General features: G+C 62.1%; 18 protein-coding genes. 5 read left to right on the top strand and 13 right to left on the bottom strand.

What is annotated here, in order from left to right; genetic code table 11:
• Positions 1-775: 775 nt before the first annotated feature.
• From LDO15_RS09090 to LDO15_RS09120, 7 genes are all read right to left on the bottom strand, one after another.
• Positions 776-2,311, bottom strand: a complete 1,536-nt coding sequence (locus tag LDO15_RS09090; RefSeq protein ID WP_223986203.1) for a glycoside hydrolase family 32 protein — start codon at positions 2,309-2,311, stop codon at positions 776-778.
• Entirely contained in the window at positions 2,304-3,257 is a 954-nt protein-coding gene (locus tag LDO15_RS09095; protein ID WP_223986205.1) for a carbohydrate kinase, read from the bottom strand. The genes LDO15_RS09090 and LDO15_RS09095 overlap by 8 nt, the downstream gene beginning before the upstream one ends.
• A 49-nt stretch (positions 3,258-3,306) precedes the next feature.
• On the bottom strand, positions 3,307-4,398 hold the full coding sequence (locus tag LDO15_RS09100) for a LacI family DNA-binding transcriptional regulator (RefSeq protein ID WP_223986207.1): 1,092 nt from the start codon (positions 4,396-4,398) through the stop codon (positions 3,307-3,309).
• 118 nt (positions 4,399-4,516) lie between these two features.
• On the bottom strand, positions 4,517-5,884 hold the full coding sequence (locus LDO15_RS09105) for a NosD domain-containing protein (RefSeq protein WP_223986209.1): 1,368 nt from the start codon (positions 5,882-5,884) through the stop codon (positions 4,517-4,519).
• 24 nt (positions 5,885-5,908) lie between these two features.
• Complete coding sequence (locus tag LDO15_RS09110; RefSeq protein WP_223986211.1) at positions 5,909-6,946, bottom strand: carbohydrate ABC transporter permease; 1,038 nt, start codon at positions 6,944-6,946, stop codon at positions 5,909-5,911.
• Positions 6,946-7,833, bottom strand: a complete 888-nt coding sequence (locus LDO15_RS09115) for a sugar ABC transporter permease (RefSeq protein WP_223986213.1) — start codon at positions 7,831-7,833, stop codon at positions 6,946-6,948. The genes LDO15_RS09110 and LDO15_RS09115 overlap by 1 nt, the downstream gene beginning before the upstream one ends.
• Positions 7,834-7,902: 69 nt before the next feature.
• A complete protein-coding gene (locus tag LDO15_RS09120) occupies positions 7,903-9,180 on the bottom strand; it encodes an extracellular solute-binding protein (protein ID WP_223986215.1) in 1,278 nt (425 codons plus the stop codon).
• Between the two features lie 275 nt (positions 9,181-9,455).
• Here LDO15_RS09120 and LDO15_RS09125 point away from each other — a divergent pair, with 275 nt between their 5' ends.
• The gene (locus tag LDO15_RS09125) at positions 9,456-9,983 is read left to right on the top strand and encodes a hypothetical protein (protein WP_223986217.1); all 528 of its coding nucleotides are present in this window, start codon (positions 9,456-9,458) and stop codon (positions 9,981-9,983) included.
• 798 nt (positions 9,984-10,781) lie between these two features.
• Here the strand turns inward: LDO15_RS09125 and LDO15_RS09130 are convergent.
• Positions 10,782-11,048 (bottom strand): recombinase family protein, encoded by a 267-nt coding sequence (locus LDO15_RS09130; RefSeq protein ID WP_223986219.1) that lies wholly within the window; start codon positions 11,046-11,048, stop codon positions 10,782-10,784.
• On the bottom strand, positions 11,042-11,803 hold the full coding sequence (locus LDO15_RS09135) for an HAD hydrolase-like protein (protein WP_223986222.1): 762 nt from the start codon (positions 11,801-11,803) through the stop codon (positions 11,042-11,044). The genes LDO15_RS09130 and LDO15_RS09135 overlap by 7 nt, the downstream gene beginning before the upstream one ends.
• Before the next feature lie 78 nt (positions 11,804-11,881).
• Between LDO15_RS09135 and LDO15_RS09140 the strand changes: the two genes are divergently transcribed.
• Positions 11,882-12,349, top strand: coding sequence for an Lrp/AsnC family transcriptional regulator (locus LDO15_RS09140; protein WP_223986224.1), 468 nt, complete (start codon positions 11,882-11,884; stop codon positions 12,347-12,349).
• A gap of 5 nt (positions 12,350-12,354) precedes the next feature.
• Here LDO15_RS09140 and LDO15_RS09145 read toward each other — a convergent pair whose 3' ends face one another.
• From LDO15_RS09145 to LDO15_RS09155, 3 genes are all read right to left on the bottom strand, one after another.
• Positions 12,355-13,764 (bottom strand): aspartate ammonia-lyase, encoded by a 1,410-nt coding sequence (locus tag LDO15_RS09145; RefSeq protein WP_223986227.1) that lies wholly within the window; start codon positions 13,762-13,764, stop codon positions 12,355-12,357.
• A 103-nt stretch (positions 13,765-13,867) separates the two neighbouring features.
• Complete coding sequence (locus LDO15_RS09150; protein ID WP_223986229.1) at positions 13,868-15,280, bottom strand: aldehyde dehydrogenase family protein; 1,413 nt, start codon at positions 15,278-15,280, stop codon at positions 13,868-13,870.
• The gene (locus LDO15_RS09155; RefSeq protein ID WP_223986231.1) at positions 15,273-16,325 is read right to left on the bottom strand and encodes a homoserine dehydrogenase; all 1,053 of its coding nucleotides are present in this window, start codon (positions 16,323-16,325) and stop codon (positions 15,273-15,275) included. Before LDO15_RS09155 ends, LDO15_RS09150 begins: the two co-directional genes overlap by 8 nt.
• Before the next feature lie 300 nt (positions 16,326-16,625).
• On the opposite strand from LDO15_RS09155, the gene LDO15_RS09160 reads away from it, so the two are divergent.
• The 3 genes from LDO15_RS09160 to LDO15_RS09170 all read left to right on the top strand — a co-directional run bounded on the left by LDO15_RS09160 (position 16,626) and on the right by LDO15_RS09170 (position 20,149).
• Positions 16,626-18,065, top strand: coding sequence for an amino acid permease (locus tag LDO15_RS09160; RefSeq protein ID WP_223986233.1), 1,440 nt, complete (start codon positions 16,626-16,628; stop codon positions 18,063-18,065).
• A gap of 81 nt (positions 18,066-18,146) precedes the next feature.
• Entirely contained in the window at positions 18,147-19,295 is a 1,149-nt protein-coding gene (gene alr, locus LDO15_RS09165) for an alanine racemase (RefSeq protein WP_223986234.1), read from the top strand.
• 53 nt (positions 19,296-19,348) lie between these two features.
• Positions 19,349-20,149: an IclR family transcriptional regulator C-terminal domain-containing protein gene (locus LDO15_RS09170; protein ID WP_223986237.1), complete on the top strand. Its 801-nt coding sequence runs from the start codon at positions 19,349-19,351 to the stop codon at positions 20,147-20,149.
• Here the strand turns inward: LDO15_RS09170 and LDO15_RS09175 are convergent.
• Positions 20,146-20,922 carry an IclR family transcriptional regulator gene (locus LDO15_RS09175; RefSeq protein WP_223986239.1) on the bottom strand — a complete coding sequence of 259 codons (777 nt, stop codon included), beginning with the start codon at positions 20,920-20,922 and terminating at the stop codon, positions 20,146-20,148. The genes LDO15_RS09170 and LDO15_RS09175 overlap by 4 nt on opposite strands.
• Between the last annotated feature and the right edge of the window lie 15 nt (positions 20,923-20,937).

Here is a 20,937-nt window from a genome sequence, read left to right on the forward strand (position 1 = left end):
AATAGAGAGGCGGCATGCGAGCTGAAGACGCCTCAACGTCGAGTCTCATGAAACAACAGCTTTTCGAGATACCATTCAGCAACCACCTGAGGCCGTTGAAAATGTGACTGTTAGGGGCACGTGACCCGGGCTTGCCCTAAAGGGGTCGGAGGTTTCTTGCAGGCGAGTCCAGGAACGATCGCCAGTTGGAGGCCAGATCACGGTCGGTCCATTCTTGCTGCCGAAGTCCCCAGGGCTGACTTCGAGAATCTGCGCGCCCGGAAGTGCGGCAAGAACAGGGGAGTGTGTGGACATGATGACCTAGCTCGGGTTCTGCTCAAGGTAAGTGAGAAAGCCGTGCCTTGTTTCCGCCCGCGGGAAGTAGTCGCGTCTTGTGGCGCCGGCGGTCCGGACCAGGTGCAGGCGATCGGCGAGTCTGCACTCCGTAGATCGGGTGCTGTGTCGGGCCCCTGTAGATCCGTCTTCGGGGGACAAGCCATCGGACCGTGCAGTGGCTTCCCCGAGAGTGGATTTTCCCGACCCAATCTCCCCTATAAAGTTAGTGGCTGGAGTCAGCTCGAGCCCTTGGTCTACAACCTGGGCGACACGGGGTAGAACAGCTGGCCACGACTGCGGTCGAGAACGTTGGCCGGGTCTTCGGCCAAGAGTCTGATCGGAAAGTTATGCGCGGGCATGCCCCATTTTTACAGGCAACTAGCTGCGCGGTCCTGGCCCTGCCGGTGGCTGGCCCTGGTTACGGCAGGCCGTGGGTGGGCACTGCAGTGCGGTGCTGTCATTAGGACAGGGCCGTGACGGCCAGTTTCCGCACAATGGCCGTGCCGCCTTCCACGCGCACGTCGGTGCCGAGGTTCCCGGACAGGGGGAACACCAGATCGCTCAGGACCACCCTCCCGCCTTGGGCGAAGACCTCCACGGAGCACTGGTCGACGATTACACGTAGCCTTAGCACGCCGCCGTCGAGCTTCACTGGCGCCGACTCGGCCGATGCGAACTTTCCGTGGAAGGCGGTGTTTCCGGAGTTGCGGCGATCCAGGGTGAGCCGGCTCGTATCGGCATCGAAGCTGAGAACCGTTGCGGCGCTCCCGCCCGATGCGCCGAGAAGCCTGAAGGCAACGGTCCGGGCCGTCCCGGGCAGGATCTCGGCCTCGATCAGCTGGGCTGATCCGGGCATCGCGTCGGGCAGTTGCAACCGGGAGCCGTTAAGTTCCAGGTCGTGGATGGTGCGGGTCGGCTCCCCACAGTCCAACGGCAGCACCGGGCGCTGCACCAGGCGCGGCAAGCCGTCCACTGTCGCGAGCTCGACCTCGCGGGCAAGGGACATCCCGGAGCGCCACGGGGACGTGGGCAAGGTGTTGGCGTAGTCCCAGTTGTTCATCCAGCCGATCATGATGCGGCGGTTCTCCGGGGCGTTGCTGAAGGAGACGGCGGCGTAGTAGTCACGTCCCCAGTCGAGCCACAGGCAGTGTCTGAGATCCGTGGTCCCGTCGGCACCCGCTGGAACGAGTGAATCAGAGTCGGCGGTGAACTGCACCCCGTCGAAGTCGCCGACGAAGTACTGCCCTCCGGAGCCGCCGGCCACGGCACCCGGGTTGATATTGACCACTAGGACCCACTTGACGTTGTCTGGGTCTCCGTCGACGGGGAGCGGGAACAGGTCGGGGCATTCCCATTCGCCGCCTGTGGCGTTTGCAGGGCCGAAGGTGCTCAGGTATTCCCAGTCCTTGAGGTTGGCGGAGCGGTACAGCACAACCTGCTGGTGCTGGGCCTCCACCGCCACCATGACCCAGCAGGTACCGGCCGGTCCCTCGTAGCGGAACACCTTGGGGTCCCGGAAATGGGCCGAGCCGCGGCCAAGCACCGGGTTGGCTGCGTATTTGTTCCACGTCATGCCGGCGTCCGTGGAGAACGCGAGAGACTGGGCTTGTGTCCCTTGGTGCACCGAGCCTTCCTTGAAGGCGCTCGTGTAGATGGCCACCAAGGCCGGATCTTCCACTGTGCCGAATCCCGAGGTATTGCCGTGGTCCACCACGATGCTGCCGGAAAAGACGTCTTCTTCCTCGTCGCAGGCGATGGCAACCGGGTGTTCGGTCCAGTGCAGAAGGTCGGTTGAGGTGGCGTGTCCCCAGGACATGTTGCCCCAGACGTTGTCGAAGGGGTTGTTTTGGTAGAAGAGATGGTAGATGCCCTGGTGCCACACGAGTCCGTTGGGGTCGTTCAGCCACGTGTTCCTGGCTGTGTAGTGAAGTATCGGCCGGATGTTAAGGGCGGTGTCTTCGGCGGCGCCGGCCGGTGGCGTCGTTGTCTCAGTCATCGGAGTTCTTTCGGGAAGTTTGGGCCAGTTCCAGAGATTGGATCAGTTCTGCCCGTGTTGGCGGGTTCGCCCCGTGCCGTCCGACCGTTATGGCCGCAGCGAGCGAGGCGGCTGTTCCCAGGCGCGTGAGTTTGCCGTAGCCGAAATCGTCCTCGGGCTCGTCGAGGAGGCCCGCGATGAGCGAGGACATGTAGGAGTCGCCTGCGCCGACAGTGTCTTTGACGGCTACTGGCGGTGCTGGCACTTCGATCTCGGCGGCATTCGAACGCAGATAGGATCCGGATCCGCCATCCGTGATGATTGCCAGTTCTGTCCCGAGATCAAGCAGCCGCCGCGCGACGTCGGGAGGGGACGTGCGGGGGTAGAGCCACTGGGCATCGTCGGTACTGAGCTTCACGACGGTAGCCAGGGCAACTGTGTCTTCGAAGGTCCTGAGTGCTTCAGTGTGGCTGTGGAGCAGTGTCGGGCGGATGTTGGGGTCGTACGTGATCAAGCAACGGCGGGAGAACAGTTCCAGCAAGGACCGGACTTGGGTTGCTCCGGGTTCCATGAAGGAGGCCAGCGACCCCGTATGCAGCACCTTCGGGAGAAACGTGGGGCTGATTTGGGGGAGGTTCCATTCGAAGTCGAATTCGTACTCTGCGGAACCGCTGCTGTCGAGAAGCGCCCTGGCAGTGGATGTGCGGTCGAGGTGTTCGGCTCCCGGAAGCAGGCGTACCCCCGCGGTGCCCAGGTGCCGTTGGATGCTCTTGCTGCGTTCATCCCTGCCCAGCGCGGTGAGAAATGCGGTGCTGACACCTAGCCGACCGAGTCCGAACGCGACGTTCATCCCCGATCCGCCTGGGAACTCGACGGGTCCTGCGGCGGTATCAATGATGTCGATTATGGCCTCGCCGACGACGACGACGTCCGTTTCGGGGCATGGGGGAACTGGGGTGATGTGCATTTGAGGTCCTTGGAGGGGTGGGCGCGTCTGTTACTGGACGCGCTCGAGGTCAGGTGTTGGCGTGTGTAGGAGAGTCCAGGGCCGCTCTACTGGAAGCGTCCTTATGTCTTGGGGAGGCGACGGAATCGCGAAGAACCATGGGACAGGGAAGAAGGGTCGGGTGAGCGGCGAACAGCTGCAGGTCGGTTTTGCCCTCGATGGCGTCGATCAGGTTTTCGGTTGCCCATGCGCCCATTTCGTAGTGGGGCAGGGCGACGGTTGTGAGTGCGGGGTAGAGGTTTTCGGCGATGAGTTGTTGGTTGTCGAAACCGACGAAGGAGATGTCATCCGGAATCCTAAGACCAAGTTCCCCGGCGGCCCGGTACGCGCCCATGGCCATGCGGTCGTTGTAGCAGAAGACCGCCGTGGGCCGGCTTGGGGGTTTCAGGAGGCGCAGGGCCGCCTGGTAGCCGCCGGGCACCTCCGAATGCTCGGACTGGACCAGTTCTTCGTGGAAGGGCAGCCCGGCGTCCGCGAGTGTTTCTTTGAAGGCCCTGAGCCGGGAGTGGGTGGCCGGAACGTCGTCGGTGTTGTTGAGCATGCCGATGCGGGTGTGTCCGGCGTCGATCAGGGTTTGCACGGCCGACCTCGCACCGGCGATTTCGTCGGGGATTACGGAGGAAACCGTCTGGCTGATGTCTTCGGAGTCCACCAGGACAGCGGGGAGTCCGACAAGGTTCTTGGGGACGGCCAGTTGGCGGTGATACATCGTGGCGTACAGGATGCCGTCTACCTGCCGGTCCAGCAGATCCGCCACATCACTTTCCCTGGAATCCTGGGAGCTGGTGCTGGTGGAGTTGATGATCATGATGCGGTACCCGCGGGCACGTGCCGTCTCCTCGGCCCCCAAAATGATCCGGCCAGCGTGCGGGGTGGTGGCGATTTCCTCGCTGATGAACCCGATCATGCCCGAGCGTTGGGTGCGCAGGGCCTGCGCCAGCCGGTTCGGGCCGTAGCCGAGACGCTGCGCCGCTTCGTGGACCCGTTCCCTCGTCTCCACCCCCACCCGGGCGTAGGCAACGTCATTGAGGACGTGGGACACCGTCGTGACAGAGACGCCGGCTGCGGCTGCCACGTCCTTGATGCCAACTGACTTGTTCATTGGTCTCCCACGTCCTTATGTTGATGCTGATTCTACGTTCGGGTAATGGCTGCGTGCGTTTTATTCGTCCCAGAGGCCCGATGGCGATCCCCGGGGGGTCTCGCCGGGTCTGAGCGGGTTACTGGGCCACAAGTGCCTGTGCCGTCTGGATACCGATCGTGGGTGTGGCCCTGAAGGCGTTAACAGCCCTGTCTGCGATAACTTGGGCGTCACTTCCGGAATCAAGGATCGTATTCCGGGCTGATTCGGAATCGACCATGACGGCCGTAACGGCGAGGGCGTCCGAAGCCTCGGTCGTCAACAGAGCGTCCACCTGGGCCGAGAAGCAGGAGTCACTTGACTTGGAGTGAACGTCCATCGCCACCATGTGGTTGTTGGAGACGAAGTTGCCAACTCCCGCCATCAGCCGGATGATGACAGGCGTCGCACCTGCCGGCCGGATGCTCTGGGAGTTGATGATCTCGGAGAAGTGGTTGCCGATGACAGAGTTGTTGCTGCCGCTGACGCAGAGAAGTCCGTGGAGGTCGTTCAGTCCGTTGTCGACTCCCAGGAAGGGCGTCCAGGGCTCGTGGTCACGCAGGAAGTGATTCGTGGCCACGAGGTTTTCCGAACTATTCGCTGCAAGCACCACCATCCCGGGGTAGAACGAATGCAAACGGTTGTTGGTGACGCTCGAACGCGTGACGCCGTCGAGATGGACGCTGCTCGCACCACGGGGGAAGACGTTGTTCGCGGTTATCAGGAGCCCGCCATGGTTCTGGGCGTAGATCGAGTGTCCTTTGAAGCCTGCTCCGACCAAGTTGTCGGTGATCTTTGACGCCTGTCCCCACCCGCGCAGCTCGATGCAGCTTCCGCATTCAGCGATGAAGTTGTCGTGAACGGACAGCGCGTCCGCGTTGTAGATAGTGAGAGCGTTCTCAAGGTAGACGAACCCCATGCCGGTTACGCGGAATGAGTCATTGGCGTTCGCGACATAGATACCGGTCTTGCCGTTGACGTAGGTGTTCTCCGGATGCATCCCCGAGCCGTCCGAGTTGAAGTGCAACCCGTCGATGCAGAAGTTGGAGAACTCGACCGAGCTGATCCGTGGGCTCCCGCTTCGCTCAACGTAGAAGGCGGCCCCCTTGGATTCCTCCCCGTCTCGGCCGAGGGGAATGTCGACCAGAATGCGGCTCCCCCCGGGCCACAGCTCATGCAAGTCGGGCCATTCGTCTTCGGGAACGTTGAACCGGATGCTCGATGATGTAAAGCCGTGTCCCGAGCCATAGATCCTGAGGAAACTGACGTCGATCACCACCTGCGTACGAAGGTGGTAGTCCCCGGGCGGAATGTAGATCACCGCGCCTGGTTTTCCGCCATTGTTCGCATCGGTGACGGTCTGGCGGTCCTTGATGTCAGCGATGATGCTGTTGATTACTTCACCGACGTCCTCGGACGGATTGCCGACGGGCCACGTAGTGACGTCGTAGTAGTTGTTGCTTGACATAGGTTCTTCCCTTTGTGTTGTTTCTCAGCCCTTGACGGCGCCGAGCGTCATGCCTGCGACGATCTTGCGCTGCAAGAGAAGCGTGAGGAGGATGACCGGGATCGAGAACACGGCCGCCAGCGCAGTCATGGATCCCCAGTCGAGTCCGAACTGGGTCTGGAAGTTGGCGATGACCACCGGGGTGGTCTGGGACCGGACGGCGGTCATCAGCAGGGCGAACAGGAACTCATTCCAGGACGCGAGGAAGGCGAAGATGGCCGTGACGGCGATGCCTCCGGACACCACCGGAATGACCACCCGCCACAAGGCGCCCAGCCGGCTGCAGCCGTCCACCGTAGCCGCTTCCTCCAGGTCCTGCGGGACGGCTTCGAAGAAGCTGGACATCAGCCAGATGGAAAGCGGCAGGGAGATGGTGGTGTGCGCGATCGACAGTGCGATGGGGGTGTCGGCCAAACCAACACCGGCCATCATGGACGCGAGCGGGATGCCGATGGCGACGGGCGGGACCATCCTGGTGACCAGGGCAGCCATGATGAATACCCGGCCGCTGGGGGTCTTGTAGCGGGTGATCCCATACGCCGCGGGAACCGCCAGCACCAGGGACAGCACGGTGCTGATGATGGCCGTCTGGACGCTGTTGATGAACGACGGGAGGACCCCGCTGCGGCCAAGGGCGTTGGTGTAGTTCTCCAGCGTCCATTCCCGGGGCAGGATGGTGGGCGGTACCGCGATGGTGTCGATCGGCGTCTTGAAGGACGTGAACAGCAGGTACAGGAACGGAAAACTGTAGAGCACCATGGCCGCGGCCAGCAGGATCCAGAGCAGGGTCCGCGTGCTGCGCTTTCCGGCCTCGAGGCCTTCCGCGTTGTAGCGGCGGCGCCGCCGGGGGGTACTTGCGGGAGCCTCGGTGATAGGCAAGGGTGGGGCTGTTGCGGTAGCCAAAGGGATCTCGCTCCTGTCATGCGCTGCGGAGACGCGTGCTGCAAAGCCTGCGTGGCGTGGCCGGTAGGGGACGACGTGAGTCGGCAAGGCGCCGTCGTCTGGGGTCTGGGCGGTGCTCATCAGGTGTCCGTTCCGGGCCGCCAGATGGTTGCCACGGCGAAGAATGCGACGCCGAGCATCGCGAGCAGGTAGATGGTGCCCATGGCGCTGGCCAGGCCTGGATCGCCGAATCGGATCATGGTCCGGTAGATCAGCAGGCTCATGGTCTCCGAGGCGGAGTCGGGGCCGCCGTTGGTCTGGATGAGGATCGTGTCGAAGGCCCGGGCGGCATCGATGCCGCGGACCACCAGGGCGACAGCGATCACTGGCCGCATTAGGGGAAGGATGATGCGGAACAGCAGCGCCGGAGCCCGGGCCCCGTCCAACCGTGCTGCCTCAATGAGGTCTCCGGGGATGTTCTGGAGCCCGGCGAAGAGCACCAGGCACATGAACGAGGTTGTAAGCCAGATATCCGGAACGGCCACGGAAAACAGCACGATGTCCGGGTTGGAGAGCCAGCCGATCTGGTTCGGGTTCTCCAGGATGCCGGCCTGGTGCAGGAGGGTGCCGATCAGACCGAAGTTGTCGATCATGAGGAACTTCCAGAGCAGGCCGGCCACGATCGGGGCGATCATCAGCGGGTACAGGAACACTGTCCGCCAAATCTGTGACCGTTTGCCCAGCATGGTGAACAGCAGGGCCATGCCGAGCCCCAGGGTGAATTCGAGGGTGACGACGATGGTGGTGTAGGCGAGGGTCCGCCATCCGGCGCCGGTGAAGGCTTCGGAGCTGAAAGCTTCAATGTAGTTGGTCAGGCCAATGAATTCGCGGGTGCCGCCGACATTGGGGGAAATTTTGTAGAAGCTGTCGGTGATGAGCCGGATGAGCGGGTAGGCCACAAACACCGCGAGGAAAACGGCGGCAGGGGTCATCAGGAACAGCGCGAAACGGCGATCAGGGATACGCACGGGAATCTCTTCTGTTTGGTGGATCTTCGCGGCCGGCACCGCTGATTGCGGGTGCCGGCCGCGAAGGGCTTACTTGATCAGGTCCTGGACCTTTTTCTTGGCTTCGGACAGCAACGCTGTGGTGTCCCCGCCGGCCACGGCCTTCTGCAGGGTCGGCACCAGGACGGTGTCGACGATCTGCTGCCACTTGGTCGTCGCGGGGCGGGTTGCCGTGGCCGGTGCGTTGAGGGTGGCGATCAGCGGCTTGAAGCTTTCGTAGCCGGGCTGGTCCTGGTACTTTTCGAACGCGGAAATCCTTGAGGCCAGACCGAGCGAGGACTGGATGCCAAGGTCGTTGTGGTCATATGCGCATTTGATGAACTTTTTGGCGTTCTCGGCGTTCTTGCTTGCCTTCGGAACGGACAGGTACCAGGGGCCCGGGACGCCGGCCACGCCGGCGGAGCCGCCGATCATGGCCGCGGTTCCGACCTTGCCGTAGACGGGAGAGTCTTTGGGGATCTGCCGGTAGGCGTGGGCCCAGAAGCGGGTCATGGCGGTCTTGCCCTGGTTGAAGAGGTTCTGGGCGGCGGCCCAGTCCACCTGTGCGGCGCCCGGGGGAGCGGACTTGGTCATGCTGACGTAGAAGTCGAGGGCTTCCTTGTGGGCCGCGTTGTCGATCACGACGTTGTTGTTCGCATCGAGGACCATGGGTGAGCCCGCCTGCAGCACATGGGCCAGCCATTCCGTTTCCACAGCGCCCTTGACATCTGTGCCGTACATCCCGTCCTTGGTGAAGAACTCCGAAATGTCCTGGTACTGCTTCCAGGTCGTGGGGGCAGCGAGGTCATATCCGTACTTGGTCTTGAAGTCGGCCTTGTTCTGGGCGTTCTCGAAGAGGTCCTTGCGGTAGAGGATGATCTCGGCGTTGGTCCATGCCGGCATCCCGATGAAATGTCCGTCCACGTTGGCTTCCTTCACCAGCGAGGGAAAGATGTCCTTCTTGACATCGTCAGTGAAGAGCTCGTCGAGCGGCTGGACGGCGTCCTTGAAGTTGGGCAACCACACCGAGTCAAGGGCCGCGACATCAAAGGAGACGCTGCCGGAGGAAAACTCACTGGAGAGCCGGTTGAAGAGACCGTCGTAGGGCAGCTCGACAAAGTTGGCGCTGACCCCGGTTTCCTGCTTGCACTTCTCGGCCACCGCGGTCAGTTCGGCGTGGCCGCCGGCCTCCACGAGGACGTTGATGGAGCCGGCGGCCCCGCCGGACGCGGCCGGGCCGCCAGCTCCGCACGCGGTGGCGGCCAGCAGTACCGCGGCGGAGACGCTGCCGACCACGGCGAGCCTGGAGATTGTTTTTCGAGAGGACATCGCTGTCGACTCCCTTTCTCTGGGAACGGAGATACGAAAGATTGGATGATCATTGACAAACCGTTTTGCCAAAACGACTTGGCACAAGATTATGCGCAGACTGCAGAGGGTGTCAAGGGTCACAAATCGTTTTGGCATCGGCCTGAGAGGTCGCCGGCGAAGCACCGTACGCGCTCATGGATATCATCGCCGAGCGACCCGCCCAAGCTGTAGACTCCGCTCGGCCCGTCTGGGACGCTATGCACGGAGTGGTAGCACAGCGAAGGACGCTCACCGTGGCCGAGCTCTGCGAACCTCTGATCGCCTGGGAGCGTCTGTCAGAGCTTCTTGGCGCCTACGGGATCTCTGTGCCTGCCGGAAGTCTCACGGTCACCACTCAAGTGGGCCCTCGCCATGGAGATCTTCACCCAGGGAACGTCCTGATCGACAACGGACAGGCAGTGCTCAGTGATTTCGATAGCGAAGCCTTCGCGGCCGGCGTGCTAGACCCAATCACCATGTTCAACTCGACTCTGGTCCATCCAGCTTCGCCGATCCGTGGTGCAGCATGGCCGGTCATCTCCGAGATCGAATCGACCTTCGCGACAGGAGACTTCGGGCAAGGCCACCCTTGCGAACTTTGGTTCCGTGGCGTTCACGACTGGATCAGTGAGTGCCGGACCAGTGAACGCGAGTTATGGGCCTTGGTACTGGCGTACGCCGGTCGGCAAGTTCGCTACCAAGACGTGCTCGACGATCGGGAGATTGTCGACCGCGTCATCGCAATCGCCAAGCGTGCAGCGGAAGCTCTCGCGAGCTCCTGACGAGGGGGACCAGAAGGGGACCAAAACCATGAAACCCGTGCAAGGCACGACCTGCGATATGGCAGTCTGCCCCCACATCCATGCGGAAGACGAGGCTGAGCAGCATCTTTGGACGCCTGATGGTTAAGTGGGTTTACCCCTGGCAGACCAGAAAATTGAATAGCGGGCTGTAGCGCAGCTTGGTAGCGCACCTGACTGGGGTCAAATGGGGCGCAGGTCCAAATACTGGCAGCTCGACCAGCAGAATCCCTGATGAGAATTTCTGGTCAGGGAATTTCTGTATTCTCTGGATTTACGGAATTGCTTGTCATTTGGCGCGCCGTATCGTGGGAGACGTGGGCGGGAATCGGCGTTGTACGGACCACCAGCTGATTGGGGCCGTTGCCGGATCGACCTCGTGGCGTGATGCGCCGCTAGTATCGACGTCGTCCGGAGCCATGAGGTCGGTGCGGGCCCGAGCGGGTTCAATAGTTATGAAATATGGGGTGTTGACAATGTCAACGCTTTTCGCGTCGTACCGGGCGGTACATCGGCCGGACTGGCTCGGATTGCCGGTGTTTTCGCGGATTCCCAGTGTTTGCCAGGCTTGGAATGCAGTTCGAGTCCCACCTCGGGCACGTGTTTTCCCTGCTCAGGGGCTTGTGGGCCGCTGAGTGTGTACAAATCTCCTTATATGGGCCCCTGCGGGGGCCCATTTTTGTTGGTGATGGCTCCTTCTCTGGGCTTGGACAGCGGTGTTGCTGTGTACTCCTTCATGGCCGGGAGCGCCTGAACTGCATGACTTGCAGCGACATCGGATCAAATTCTCGTGATCGTCCCGGTCGGCCGCTGGAACTCCTGGGAAATTCTCGTCATGCCCTCGATGATGTTCTCGAGCATCTGGTTGGGCCGGGCGGACCGATCGGGCTTGGTGACGACCGGGGCGATGCCGGCCCGGCCAGCCGCCAGGGCTTCGTTCGGTCCCGGCCGTTCGTTGTTCCTGCCGGTCAGGCCGTGGTCACCATTGATCAGGCCCTCGGGGCCCACCCCCGTAAGCGCCTGAGGCCCAACCGCAGTTTCTAGCAAGGCGTGGATTGTGCATGCCTGCTGGTCGCATTCGTGGACTCGTCGCACGAGGGATGCTGCGCTGATGACCAGCGGCGGTTATCCATGATCAGTGGCAGAAGGGCCGCAGGGGAGGGAGCAACGGCGGCGGCCTGCGAGGCTTCCTCGGCCTCCCCGTATCCCCAGAGTGCGAATATTGTGGGGATTCCGTGTTTAGCTGCTCCCGCGACGTCGTAGCTTCGGTCTCCGACCATTGCGGGACTGGAGACGTCTACGCCTGTGGAATGGAGCCGAAGCAGCAATTCGGCGATGACGTCTGCCTTGCTCGCTCTTCCCTCGGTATCTGATGCTCCGCATACATTGATGAAGTGGCAATCAATTCCGAACATTCGTGCCAGTCTTATTGCTTGATCTTCAACCTTGGACGTGGCTACGGCCATCGGAACGCCGGCCGAATGTAGGCGTTCCAGTAGATCGATGATTCCGTCGTATGGGCTGGACTGTTCGGCGCCGTGCTCGGCGTATGCGTTGCGGTAGTGTTGGAGGGCCTTTTGGGCGGTTTTTTCGTCCAGTTGTGAGACGGTTCTGAAGGACTCGATCATCGGTGGTCCGACGAATCTGCGCAGTGTGTCCATCGATGGGACCGGTGCGCCTACAGCGGCCAAGGCCTGGGCAGCGCTTGCTGTAACGCCTGGTGCTGAGTCCAAAAGCGTTCCGTCCATGTCGAACAGGATGCAGCTTATGCCAGTGGACGGGGTTTGGTGCAGGTGTGTCATTCTTTTCGAGGTCTTTCGGTCTTGAAGTTTGGTTCCATTCCGGTTGTACCCGGGGGATTATCGCGGTGAAGGGTAGGCATGGATCGAGTGAGTCTTGATCAGATAGATCAGAGGATTCTTGCGGAGCTCACGAAGAACGCCCGCATGAGCCACGCAGAACTGGCGACCAAAGTCCTCCTGTCGCGGAATGCTGTGCGCCAGCGGATCGAACGGATGGAGCGGCAGGGGTATATCCAGGGGTACACGATTGTTGCCGGCCCACCGGGCCAGGGCCCGGTGTCCGCTTTCCTGATGGTTTACCGGAAGGACCGGGTGCGGGGGGCTGACGTCATCTCCGTTTTACGGTCTATTCCCGAAGTGGTTCTGTGCGACGTCGTGAGCGGTGACTATGACCTCCTGGTGAGGGTCGAGGCCCGGTCGCTGGAGAGGGTTCAGGAGATCTGGGAGCAGATCGCGGCCATTCCCGGAGTCACGGACACGGTCACGGCCATGACGCTGTCCAGTTACATCAGGCGGGGCGCCAGTGGTGCCCGGGCCACGGAGTGAAGTGATCAGACCCCGCATGTGTCCGTACTCCTGACTGGCAGCACGGCGGATTCAAGCAGCGACTGGGCAGCCTCCCGGCCCAAGAGCTTCCTTCTGGTGACGACGTTCAGAATGGTTGACCCGTCCTGAAGGGCTTCCTTTGCCACCGCTGCTGCTGCGGCATACCCGATGGCCGGTATTAGGGCCGTTGCGAGACCCACCGAGACTGACGTCTGGCGGGCGAGGTGTCCGGTGTTCGCTTCGATACCCTCCACGCAGTATCGACGAAGGGCGTGCGATCCGTTTTCGACCCATGAAATGCTTTGAAGAAGGAAATGGGCAATTACAGGTTCGAAGGCATTGAGTTGGAGTTGCCCATTGTCTGCAGCCATCGTGACTGTTGTGTCAGCTCCGGCGACTGCGAAGGCGATCTGATTCATGGCCTCCGGGATTACAGGGTTGACCTTTCCCGGCATGATTGATGACCCGGCCTGGCGCGGGGGCAGGATAATGTCGCCGAAGCCATTCTGTGGACCGCTCGACAGCAGCCGTAGGTCGCTGCTGATTTTGGACAGCTTTATGGCTGTGCGCTTCAGCATGCCCGACAAGTGCATGAAAACACCGACGTCGGACGTCGCTTCGATGAGGTCGGCGGCGGGAACGACCGGGACGCCGGAGACCTCGGAGAGCGCCAGAAGCACGCGTTGCTGATACCCCGGCTCGGCGGTGATACCGGTCCCGATGGCGGTGGCGCCCAGGCTGCACTCGAGCAGCAGCGCTGTGGATTCCATCAGCCTGGAGCGGTCTTCTTCCAGCGTCGCGGCGAAGGCATTGAACTCCTGCCCAAGGGTCATCGGGACGGCGTCCTGAAGCTGTGTCCTGCCCATCTTCACCACGTCGGCGAATTCAGCACCTTTGCTGCGGGCGGATTCGGCGAGCTTGCCCAACTCGCGGTGGAGCTCTGCGGTGGCGAAAATCAGTGCCAGTTTGATCGCCGTCGGATAGGTGTCATTGGTAGATTGGCACCGGTTAACGTGATCAATGGGGTGCAGGTGCTGGTAGTCACCGCGGCGGTGGCCCAGTTTTTCCAGCGCAAGATTCGCGATCACCTCGTTGGCATTCATGTTCGTGCTCGTTCCGGCACCGCCCTGAATGACGTCCACACAGAACTGTTCGTGGTGATGTCCGTCCTGGATTTCCTGGCACGCTTCGCGGATCGCTGTCGCCTCCCGCGGGTCAAGGATGCCCAGTTCGCAGTTGGCCTGCGCCGCAGCGTTCTTGATCATCGCCAGCGCACGCACCAGGTGCGGGTGGCGGGAGATGGGAATCCCGCTGATGGTGAAGTTTTCCAGAGCCCGGGCGGTGTGCGCTCCCCAGTAGGCTGTGGCCGGTACAGGAACGCTCCCGAGCGAATCCGTCTCGATGCGGCTGGTCATGGTTTTCCATCCTCTATGTGGAAGTGTGGGTGGTGGCGTTGTTGAGTGCCGCTTGCTCGGAGGAACCGGAGGGCGCAGGGCCCGGTCGCGCCCTCCAGCTCGATCAGTTCTTGATGCAAATGACCTTTGGCTGCGTCATCTCCTCATACGCGAAATGGACGCCCTCCCGGCCCATGCTCCCGTACTTGGCCCCACCGAACGGCATGCCGTCGAACCGGTAGTCAGAGGAATCGTTAATCATGACGCCGCCTGCTTCGAGCTTGCGGGCCGCATCCATGGCCCTGGCCAGGGAGTCGGTGAATATGCCCGCATGGAGACTGAACTCGATGGCGTTGGCGACGTCGATGGCCTCTTCGAAAGTGGTGAATTTATGAAGCATCACCACCGGCCCGAAAACCTCCTCCTTCCACAGCCTGCTGTCCGCCGGGACGGCTTCCAGGACGGTCGGCTGAAGCACATTGCCGTCCTTGACATTGCCTGAGAGCAGGACAGCGCCGGCACCGAGGGCCCCGTCCAGCTTCGTCTGGAGCTCCTGCATGGCGGCGGGGCTGATCATGGGCCCGACATCCGTCCGTTCATCCGATGGATCTCCGGCAACCAACCGCGCCGTTTCCTCCAGGAAGCGCTGGCGGAACGCGCTGTATACCGGGGCGGCTACGAGGATCCGCTGCACTCCCACGCAGTTCTGTCCGGCGGCCCAAAACGCTCCGGAGACGCAGGATTCCACCGCGTTCTCGATGTCGGCATCGTCCAGGACGATCACGGGTGCGTTTCCACCGAGATCCATCGAAAGCTTCTTCAGACCTGCGGTGCGGGCGATACTCTCACCCGTGGAGAACCCCCCGGTGAAGGACACCATTCTTACGTCCCGGGACCTGATGATTGACTCGGCCACTTCCCGGTCGCCGTGAACAATCGTGAGGGTCTCCGGCGGGAGACCGGAGCTGACGAGGGCGTCCGTGAGCAGCTGGGCTGACAGCGGAGTCAGGGCCGAGGGTTTGAGGATCACGGCGTTTCCTCCGGCGATGGCCGGGCCGATCTTGTGAGCCACCAGGTTGAGGGGGTCGTTGAACGGAGTGATCGCGGCAATGATGCCCAAGGGTTCGCGGGAGTACCACCCGGTCCGGTCCTCTGAGCCCTCGTACGAGTCAAAGGGGATGACTTCGCCTGCGTTTCGGCGCGCTTCGGCAGCGGAGAGGCGGAGCGTGTTGACCGCCCGCAGTACTTCCTTCCGGGCCTGGCGGATCGTTTTCCCGGCCTCAGACACAATGGTTTGCGCGAACTCCTCGTGGCGCTGCTCGATCTCTGTTGCGGCGCCGTCGAGTATCTTCCCGCGGGCATTGCGGGACAGCGCCCGTGCTTTCCGGGCGCCGATGCGGGCTGTTTCAATCACGGCTTCGCCGGCGGTGGCTTCGGTCAGCGAAACCGCGCCGACCACCCTGCCGTCGTAGGGGCTCCTGACGTCTCGGAACTGCGGCAGCACGGTTTCCGTCGAATACAGTGTGGACTCAAGCATTTGCAGCTGCTCCCGTCCGGACGGCGTGCATGGCGATGATGTCGGAGAGCAGGGCGTATGCGGTTTCCACGCGGCCGGCTCCCGGTCCTGAGACAGTTACTGCCCCCAGAAGGTCGGTGTCGAAGGACACGGCATTGGTTGCGCCTGAAATGCCGGCCAGCCCGTGGTCGAGGGGGAGTGCTACGGGGGATACGCCTGCTGTCACTGACCCGTCCAGGTTCCGCCTTGCAGAACCGACGAGCTTCCATCGGCGGCCCTCGCGGGCTGCCTTCCGGATATTCTCCGGCGTCACAGCTGAAATCCCCTGCCGCTGAACGTCCTGGAGTTCCATGCCTGCGTCAAGCAGTTCGTTGGCGAGGATGAGGACCTTGAGCTGAACGTCGTAGCCCTCAATGTCTGCTGAGGGGTTTGCCTCGGCATAGCCGAGTTCCTGCGCCTCGCTGATGGCCGCTTCAAAGTCCAGTCCGGCTTCCATCCGCCCGAGCACATAGTTGCTGGTGCCGTTGAGAATGCCTTCGAAACCCTTCAACTTCAGCCCCGCGAACATCTTCTTGGCCAGGCGAATGACGGGAGTGCCGCTCATAACGGCACCCTCGAACTCGAAGTGCACGCCGTTCTGTTCGGCCAGGGAGGTCAGCTCAGCGCCACGGAGGGCAACGGGGCCTTTGTTCGTGGTGCAGACGCTCTTGCCGGATTCGAGCGCCCATCGCACGTGCGAGACTGCCGGCTCGCCGTCGTCGGGATTCGTGAACGTGGCCTCGCAGATGATGTCAGCGGTGCAGTTGCGGATAACGGATTCGTTATTGGTGTCCGCGGATCCGCCGTATTCGGCGAAGGTTTCGCCGCCACCACCCAGATTGAGGGGGATGGAAAGGTCGATGCCCTCAGCCTGGACCAGGGAGCCGAGGCGCAGGTCGGTGATGGCCACGACCCGCAGGCCGAAGCCCAGCTCGGTATGAAGTGTCTCGCCGCGTGTTGCGATCAGTTCGGCCAGTGTCCGGTTGACGCCGCCGAAGCCGATCAGCGCAATGTCGTAGGTGGTCATGGTGCTCCTTCAATCAGTTACATCGGTCTTCCAATGCTCACCGCATTCCATGTCCGTCAGGGCATGTGATTGTGACCGAAAAACAGGGCGAAGTGACCATGTGCCTGCCGATTCGACATCGACGCCCCGATGTAACCCAGTGCAACATAGGCATGGTGAAATGTTTTTAATGACCAGAAGCTAGTTTTCGTGTTACTTTCATCACTACCGCCATTGCACAGTTCGAGGCGGCCCGTCCTGCCCACCGGGACGATATGCGCACCTTTCGCATCAGACCTGTCCACTCACCTGGGAGAAACCATGGAACCGTCAACACCTGTCCAGCTGGAACCACAGCCCATAATTCCCCCGTCGACCGATTCCGGGCTCCGGCGGTCTATGGGGGCACGGCATCTGGTCATGATCGCCATGGGTGGGGTGATCGGTTCCGGGCTGTTCCTTAGCTCGGGCTACACCATTTCCCAAGCCGGGCCACTCGGGGCCGTCGTCGCTTATCTCATCGGTGCCTTCGTTGTGTACCTGGTAATGGCCTGCCTCGGCGAACTTGCCATCGCGTATCCGGTCTCAGGCGCCTTCCACATCTACGCTGCGAGGTCGATCGGGCCGGCCACCGGCTTCGTCACGGCCTGGCTCTACTGGCTCTGTTGGGCAGTGGCCATCGGATCGGAGTTCACTGCCTCAGGCCTCCTGATGCAGCGCTGGTTCCCCGGGGTCGAGGTCTGGGTCTGGTGCGTCATCTTCGCCTCGGTCCTCTTCGGCTTCAACGCCATTTCCTCGAAGTTCTTCGGCGAGTCTGAATTCTGGTTTGCCATCGTCAAGGTCGGCGCCATCGTGGTCCTCATCGTTCTCGGCGGCGCGGCGCTCTTCGGAGTTCACCCGCTTAGCGAGGGGGCCAACCACCCGTTCATGCTGGAGAACTTCAACACATCCGGCGGCCTCTTCCCGAACGGCTTCGCCGGCGTCCTCGTCACTGCTCTGGCCGTCTTCTACGCCTTCTCAGGCTCTGAACTCATCGGCGTGGCGGCAGGCGAAACAGCTGACCCTGCCACCAGCATCCCGAAAGCGATGCGCAGCACAGTCATCCGCCTGCTGATCTTCTTCGTCGGGGCGATCGCCGTCATCGCCGCTACCATCCCGTTCGAGCAGGTCGGACTGGATGAAAGCCCGTTCGTGACGGTCTTCTCATCCATAGGCATTCCTTTTGCCGCCGACATCATGAACTTCGTCATCATCACCGCCCTCCTCTCCGCCGGAAACAGCGGTCTCTTCTCCTGCGCACGGATGCTTTACTCCCTTGCCGACGAGGGGCACGCGCCGCGGGCGCTAAAGAAACTGACCCGACGCGGGATCCCCATGATCGCGTTGTCAGTAAGCATGCTCGGAGGCCTGGCATCTCTCATCAGCAGCGTCGTCGCACCTGAAACGGTCTACCTGGCGCTCGTTTCGGTGGCAGGATTCGCCGTCGTCGGGGTCTGGATGTCTATCACCGCCTCGCACTTTTTCCACAGGAGGTCCTTCGTCAGGAAGGGCGGCGATGTTGCTGCCCTTCCGTACAAAGCGCCGCTGTTCCCGCTGGTGCCGATCCTGGCCTTCTCGCTCTGCCTTATTTCGCTCATCGGCATCGCCTACGACCCGAACCAGGTCGCAGCCCTCTATTTTGGAGTCTCTTTTGTTGGCGCCTGCTATGCCTACTTCTATTTCAAGTACGGACGCAAGGCGCGCGAAAGCCAGTTGTCCTAAGGCCGTCATCAACTACCGCCTACTCAGCTTCACGGCCGGGACTTTCGTTCCCGGCCGTGAAGCAGTCCAACGGATATAGCCATGAGTTCACAAGACCTGATGCAACAAATGAGCAGTTCGGCCCAGGACGCCGGCAGCTGGCTGGAGATTGACGCCGCCGCTTTCGAGTCAAACGTCCGGAATCTCCTGTCCATGATCGATGGTCGGTCTCTCCTGTGTGCCGTGGTTAAGTCCCAGGCTTACGGACATGAAGCTGACCTCTTTCTCCCTTCCCTTGTTCGTCTCGGCGTCCCCTTCGTGGGAGTGGGAAGTAACGAAGAGGCGGCCATCGCACGCCGCTGCGGTTTTGAGGGCCGGATCCTGCGTGTCCGTGCCGCGGCGCCGCAGGAGATCAAGGCCGGCCTGCGTCACGACATCGAAGAGCTCGCTGCCGACCCGCAGAGCGCATGGGAGATGCACACGATCGCTGCCGAGGCCGGGAAAGTGGTGCGAATCCACCTCGATATCAACTCTTCCGGGATCGGCAGGCACAGCCTCGACGTCTCATCCGTACTTGGGCGGGCGTCCGCGGTAGCGATCGTGAGCCACCCGGGACTTCGACTGGCCGGGATCATGACGCACTTTCCCAAGGACGACAACAGTCACATCGAAACGGCTCTTGTGCGTTTTGAAAGCCAGGCGTTGGCGCTGCTCCAACTGACAGGAGTTCCCCGGGAGGAGGTGCCTATTCACTGCGCCAATTCGTACGCCGCGCTGAACATGCGCGGCTCGTGGCTGGACATGGTTCGTGCTGGGGCATTCCTCTACGGCGATTCAGAGCCTGCATCGGGGCAGTTCCGGCGGTGCGTGGCCTTCACAGCCCGAATCGCGTCTATTAACAGCTACGCAGCAGGAACGAAGGTCGGCTACGGGCTAGCCCACACCCTGGACCGCGACTCCAGGCTGGCGTCAGTGACAGCAGGGTACGGGGACGGCTACCGGGGTGCGTTGGCCAGCCAGGGCGGCGTACTTGTCCGTGGCCGTCGCGCTGCCATTGTCGATGTTGGTTCGATGAATTCGATGGTTATCGACGTCACCGATATAGCGAACGTCTCCCCGGGAGACGAAGTCGTGCTGTTCGGCCGGCAGGGAAGCGCCGAAATCGCTCCGGCAGAACTCGATGCAGCGAATTTCAGCAATCCTCGCGGACCTCTACACTGTGTGGGCGCAAGGAAACCGCGTCCTCGTTAACAATGAGGACATGTGAGAATAGGCGTAGTTATCGGGCGGAAGGAGCACGGATCATGGATTCTTCCTCGGAAGCGTCGTCCATGGCCCAAGGACTTCGAATAGTCCGGCTGGTCGCAGACCGGGAGAAGTGGGGCAGGCGGCTTCTCGGCGTTTCCCAGCTCGCATCCGAGCTGGATATGGAACAAAGCCGTGTCTCCCGGCTGACGCAGGAATTATGCGACCTGGGACTGCTGGAACGTGTCGAACGAGGACCTTTCCGAACCGGCCCACGTTTTTTCAGTCTGGCCGCAGCGCTGAATGCCGGATGGGTCCACGAATCAAGAGCTGAGCTTGAGGCTTTGGTGGCTTCGTTCGGCCTCAGGGCCAGAGTTTCCGTCCGCGAGGGCTACCGCGTCATTCTCCTGCGTGCCTCCAGTAACGACGCGGTACCCGGAAGCTTCGTGAAACCCGGCATGGTGACGCCCGTATGGTGTACCGGGTCCGGCCGGGCCCTGCTGTGGGACGACCAGCAGCCTGCCGTTCAAGCCCTCCTCCAGGACGTCAACTTCATCGGCGTAGGCGGCCCGGGAGCGGCCCATTCGCCACAAGAGGTCGCCGAACTGATGGACCGGGACCGGGCGCGGGGCTTCATCGTCGCGGAGGAAGAATTCGAGCATGGAGTCTACGAACTGGCCGTTCCCGTCCGCAGCGTTGAAGGATCCATTCTTGCTGCGCTGAGCGTCCTGGGCAGCCGGGCCGAGATCACATCCAGCACCGATGACATTGCCGAGGCCCTCACGGCCGCAGCCGAACGGCTGGGGTCCTGCGAGGGCGGCAGCCGGGGCGACTCCGGCCGTAAGGGCCTTGCCAGCTAGAGCCCGTTCGGTGCCGACGTGTGGCCCAACGCCGATTCAAGCCACTTTCCCCAGGACAGGAGAGCCGTGGCGCAGACTTCCCGCCGCGGCCCCAGGCGGGTCTTGGTGCCTACAACCTGAAGCGCTGCGACCACGTCGCCCTTAAAGTCCCGAATCGGAACGGCCAGGGAATACAGTCCGGGCTCGGCTTCCTCATCGACAATGGAGTACCCCCGTGCCCGCGCCCCGCGCAGACGCGACAGGAAGTCCTCGACGTCGAGCGCGGTGTTGGGACCATGACGCACGAAGTCAACGCCGGAAAAAACGGTTCGGACCTCGGCATCCGACGCTTCCCACATCAGGGCCTGACCGGCGTCACTGCAGTAGGCCGGGTAGGGCCGGCCCAGCCAGGACCCGACCATGTTGCTGCTTGCCGGAACACGCTCGCCGATGGTGACAGTACTGTTTCCGCTCAGAATTCCAAGGAAGCATCCTTCATCAGTTTCACCGGCCAAGCCTTCCAGTGCGGTCACGCCGTCGCTCTGCAGCCGCTGCTCTGTCAACAGCTGCGCGTCTGTCAGGAGTGACCAGTTCAGGGTGTAGGACCGATGTTCGCCGCGGGCCAAAAACCCCTCCTGCTCGGCGGTCCGGAGGCTGCGCGAAACCTGGCTGCGGTCTTTGCCCAGATCGGCGGCTATGTCAGCGACCGTTCCGCCAGGAAGCCCTCCTGGCTTGCAGGAGCCCACCGCTAAGACAGCCATGATTCCCCGGCCCATGCTGGACGTCTTAGACATGGAACCGATTCTAGT

It is taken from the genome of Arthrobacter sp. NicSoilB8, from assembly GCF_019977355.1.
Taxonomy (GTDB): Bacteria; Actinomycetota; Actinomycetes; order Actinomycetales; family Micrococcaceae; genus Arthrobacter.

Excerpts from the sequence above, each read along its gene's own strand:
- LDO15_RS09170 (WP_223986237.1), top strand. The coding sequence starts at position 19,349 with ATGGATTCTTCCTCGGAAGCGTCGTCCATGGCCCAAGGACTTCGAATA.
- LDO15_RS09150 (WP_223986229.1), bottom strand. The coding sequence starts at position 15,280 with ATGCTTGAGTCCACACTGTATTCGACGGAAACCGTGCTGCCGCAGTTC.
- LDO15_RS09120 (WP_223986215.1), bottom strand. The coding sequence starts at position 9,180 with ATGTCCTCTCGAAAAACAATCTCCAGGCTCGCCGTGGTCGGCAGCGTC.
- LDO15_RS09100 (WP_223986207.1), bottom strand. The coding sequence starts at position 4,398 with ATGAACAAGTCAGTTGGCATCAAGGACGTGGCAGCCGCAGCCGGCGTC.
- LDO15_RS09140 (WP_223986224.1), top strand. The coding sequence starts at position 11,882 with ATGGATCGAGTGAGTCTTGATCAGATAGATCAGAGGATTCTTGCGGAG.
- LDO15_RS09155 (WP_223986231.1), bottom strand. The coding sequence starts at position 16,325 with ATGACCACCTACGACATTGCGCTGATCGGCTTCGGCGGCGTCAACCGG.
- alr (WP_223986234.1), top strand. The coding sequence starts at position 18,147 with ATGAGTTCACAAGACCTGATGCAACAAATGAGCAGTTCGGCCCAGGAC.
- LDO15_RS09095 (WP_223986205.1), bottom strand. The coding sequence starts at position 3,257 with ATGCACATCACCCCAGTTCCCCCATGCCCCGAAACGGACGTCGTCGTC.
- LDO15_RS09160 (WP_223986233.1), top strand. The coding sequence starts at position 16,626 with ATGGAACCGTCAACACCTGTCCAGCTGGAACCACAGCCCATAATTCCC.
- LDO15_RS09090 (WP_223986203.1), bottom strand. The coding sequence starts at position 2,311 with ATGACTGAGACAACGACGCCACCGGCCGGCGCCGCCGAAGACACCGCC.
- LDO15_RS09175 (WP_223986239.1), bottom strand. The coding sequence starts at position 20,922 with ATGTCTAAGACGTCCAGCATGGGCCGGGGAATCATGGCTGTCTTAGCG.
- LDO15_RS09135 (WP_223986222.1), bottom strand. The coding sequence starts at position 11,803 with ATGACACACCTGCACCAAACCCCGTCCACTGGCATAAGCTGCATCCTG.
- LDO15_RS09110 (WP_223986211.1), bottom strand. The coding sequence starts at position 6,946 with ATGAGCACCGCCCAGACCCCAGACGACGGCGCCTTGCCGACTCACGTC.
- LDO15_RS09145 (WP_223986227.1), bottom strand. The coding sequence starts at position 13,764 with ATGACCAGCCGCATCGAGACGGATTCGCTCGGGAGCGTTCCTGTACCG.
- LDO15_RS09105 (WP_223986209.1), bottom strand. The coding sequence starts at position 5,884 with ATGTCAAGCAACAACTACTACGACGTCACTACGTGGCCCGTCGGCAAT.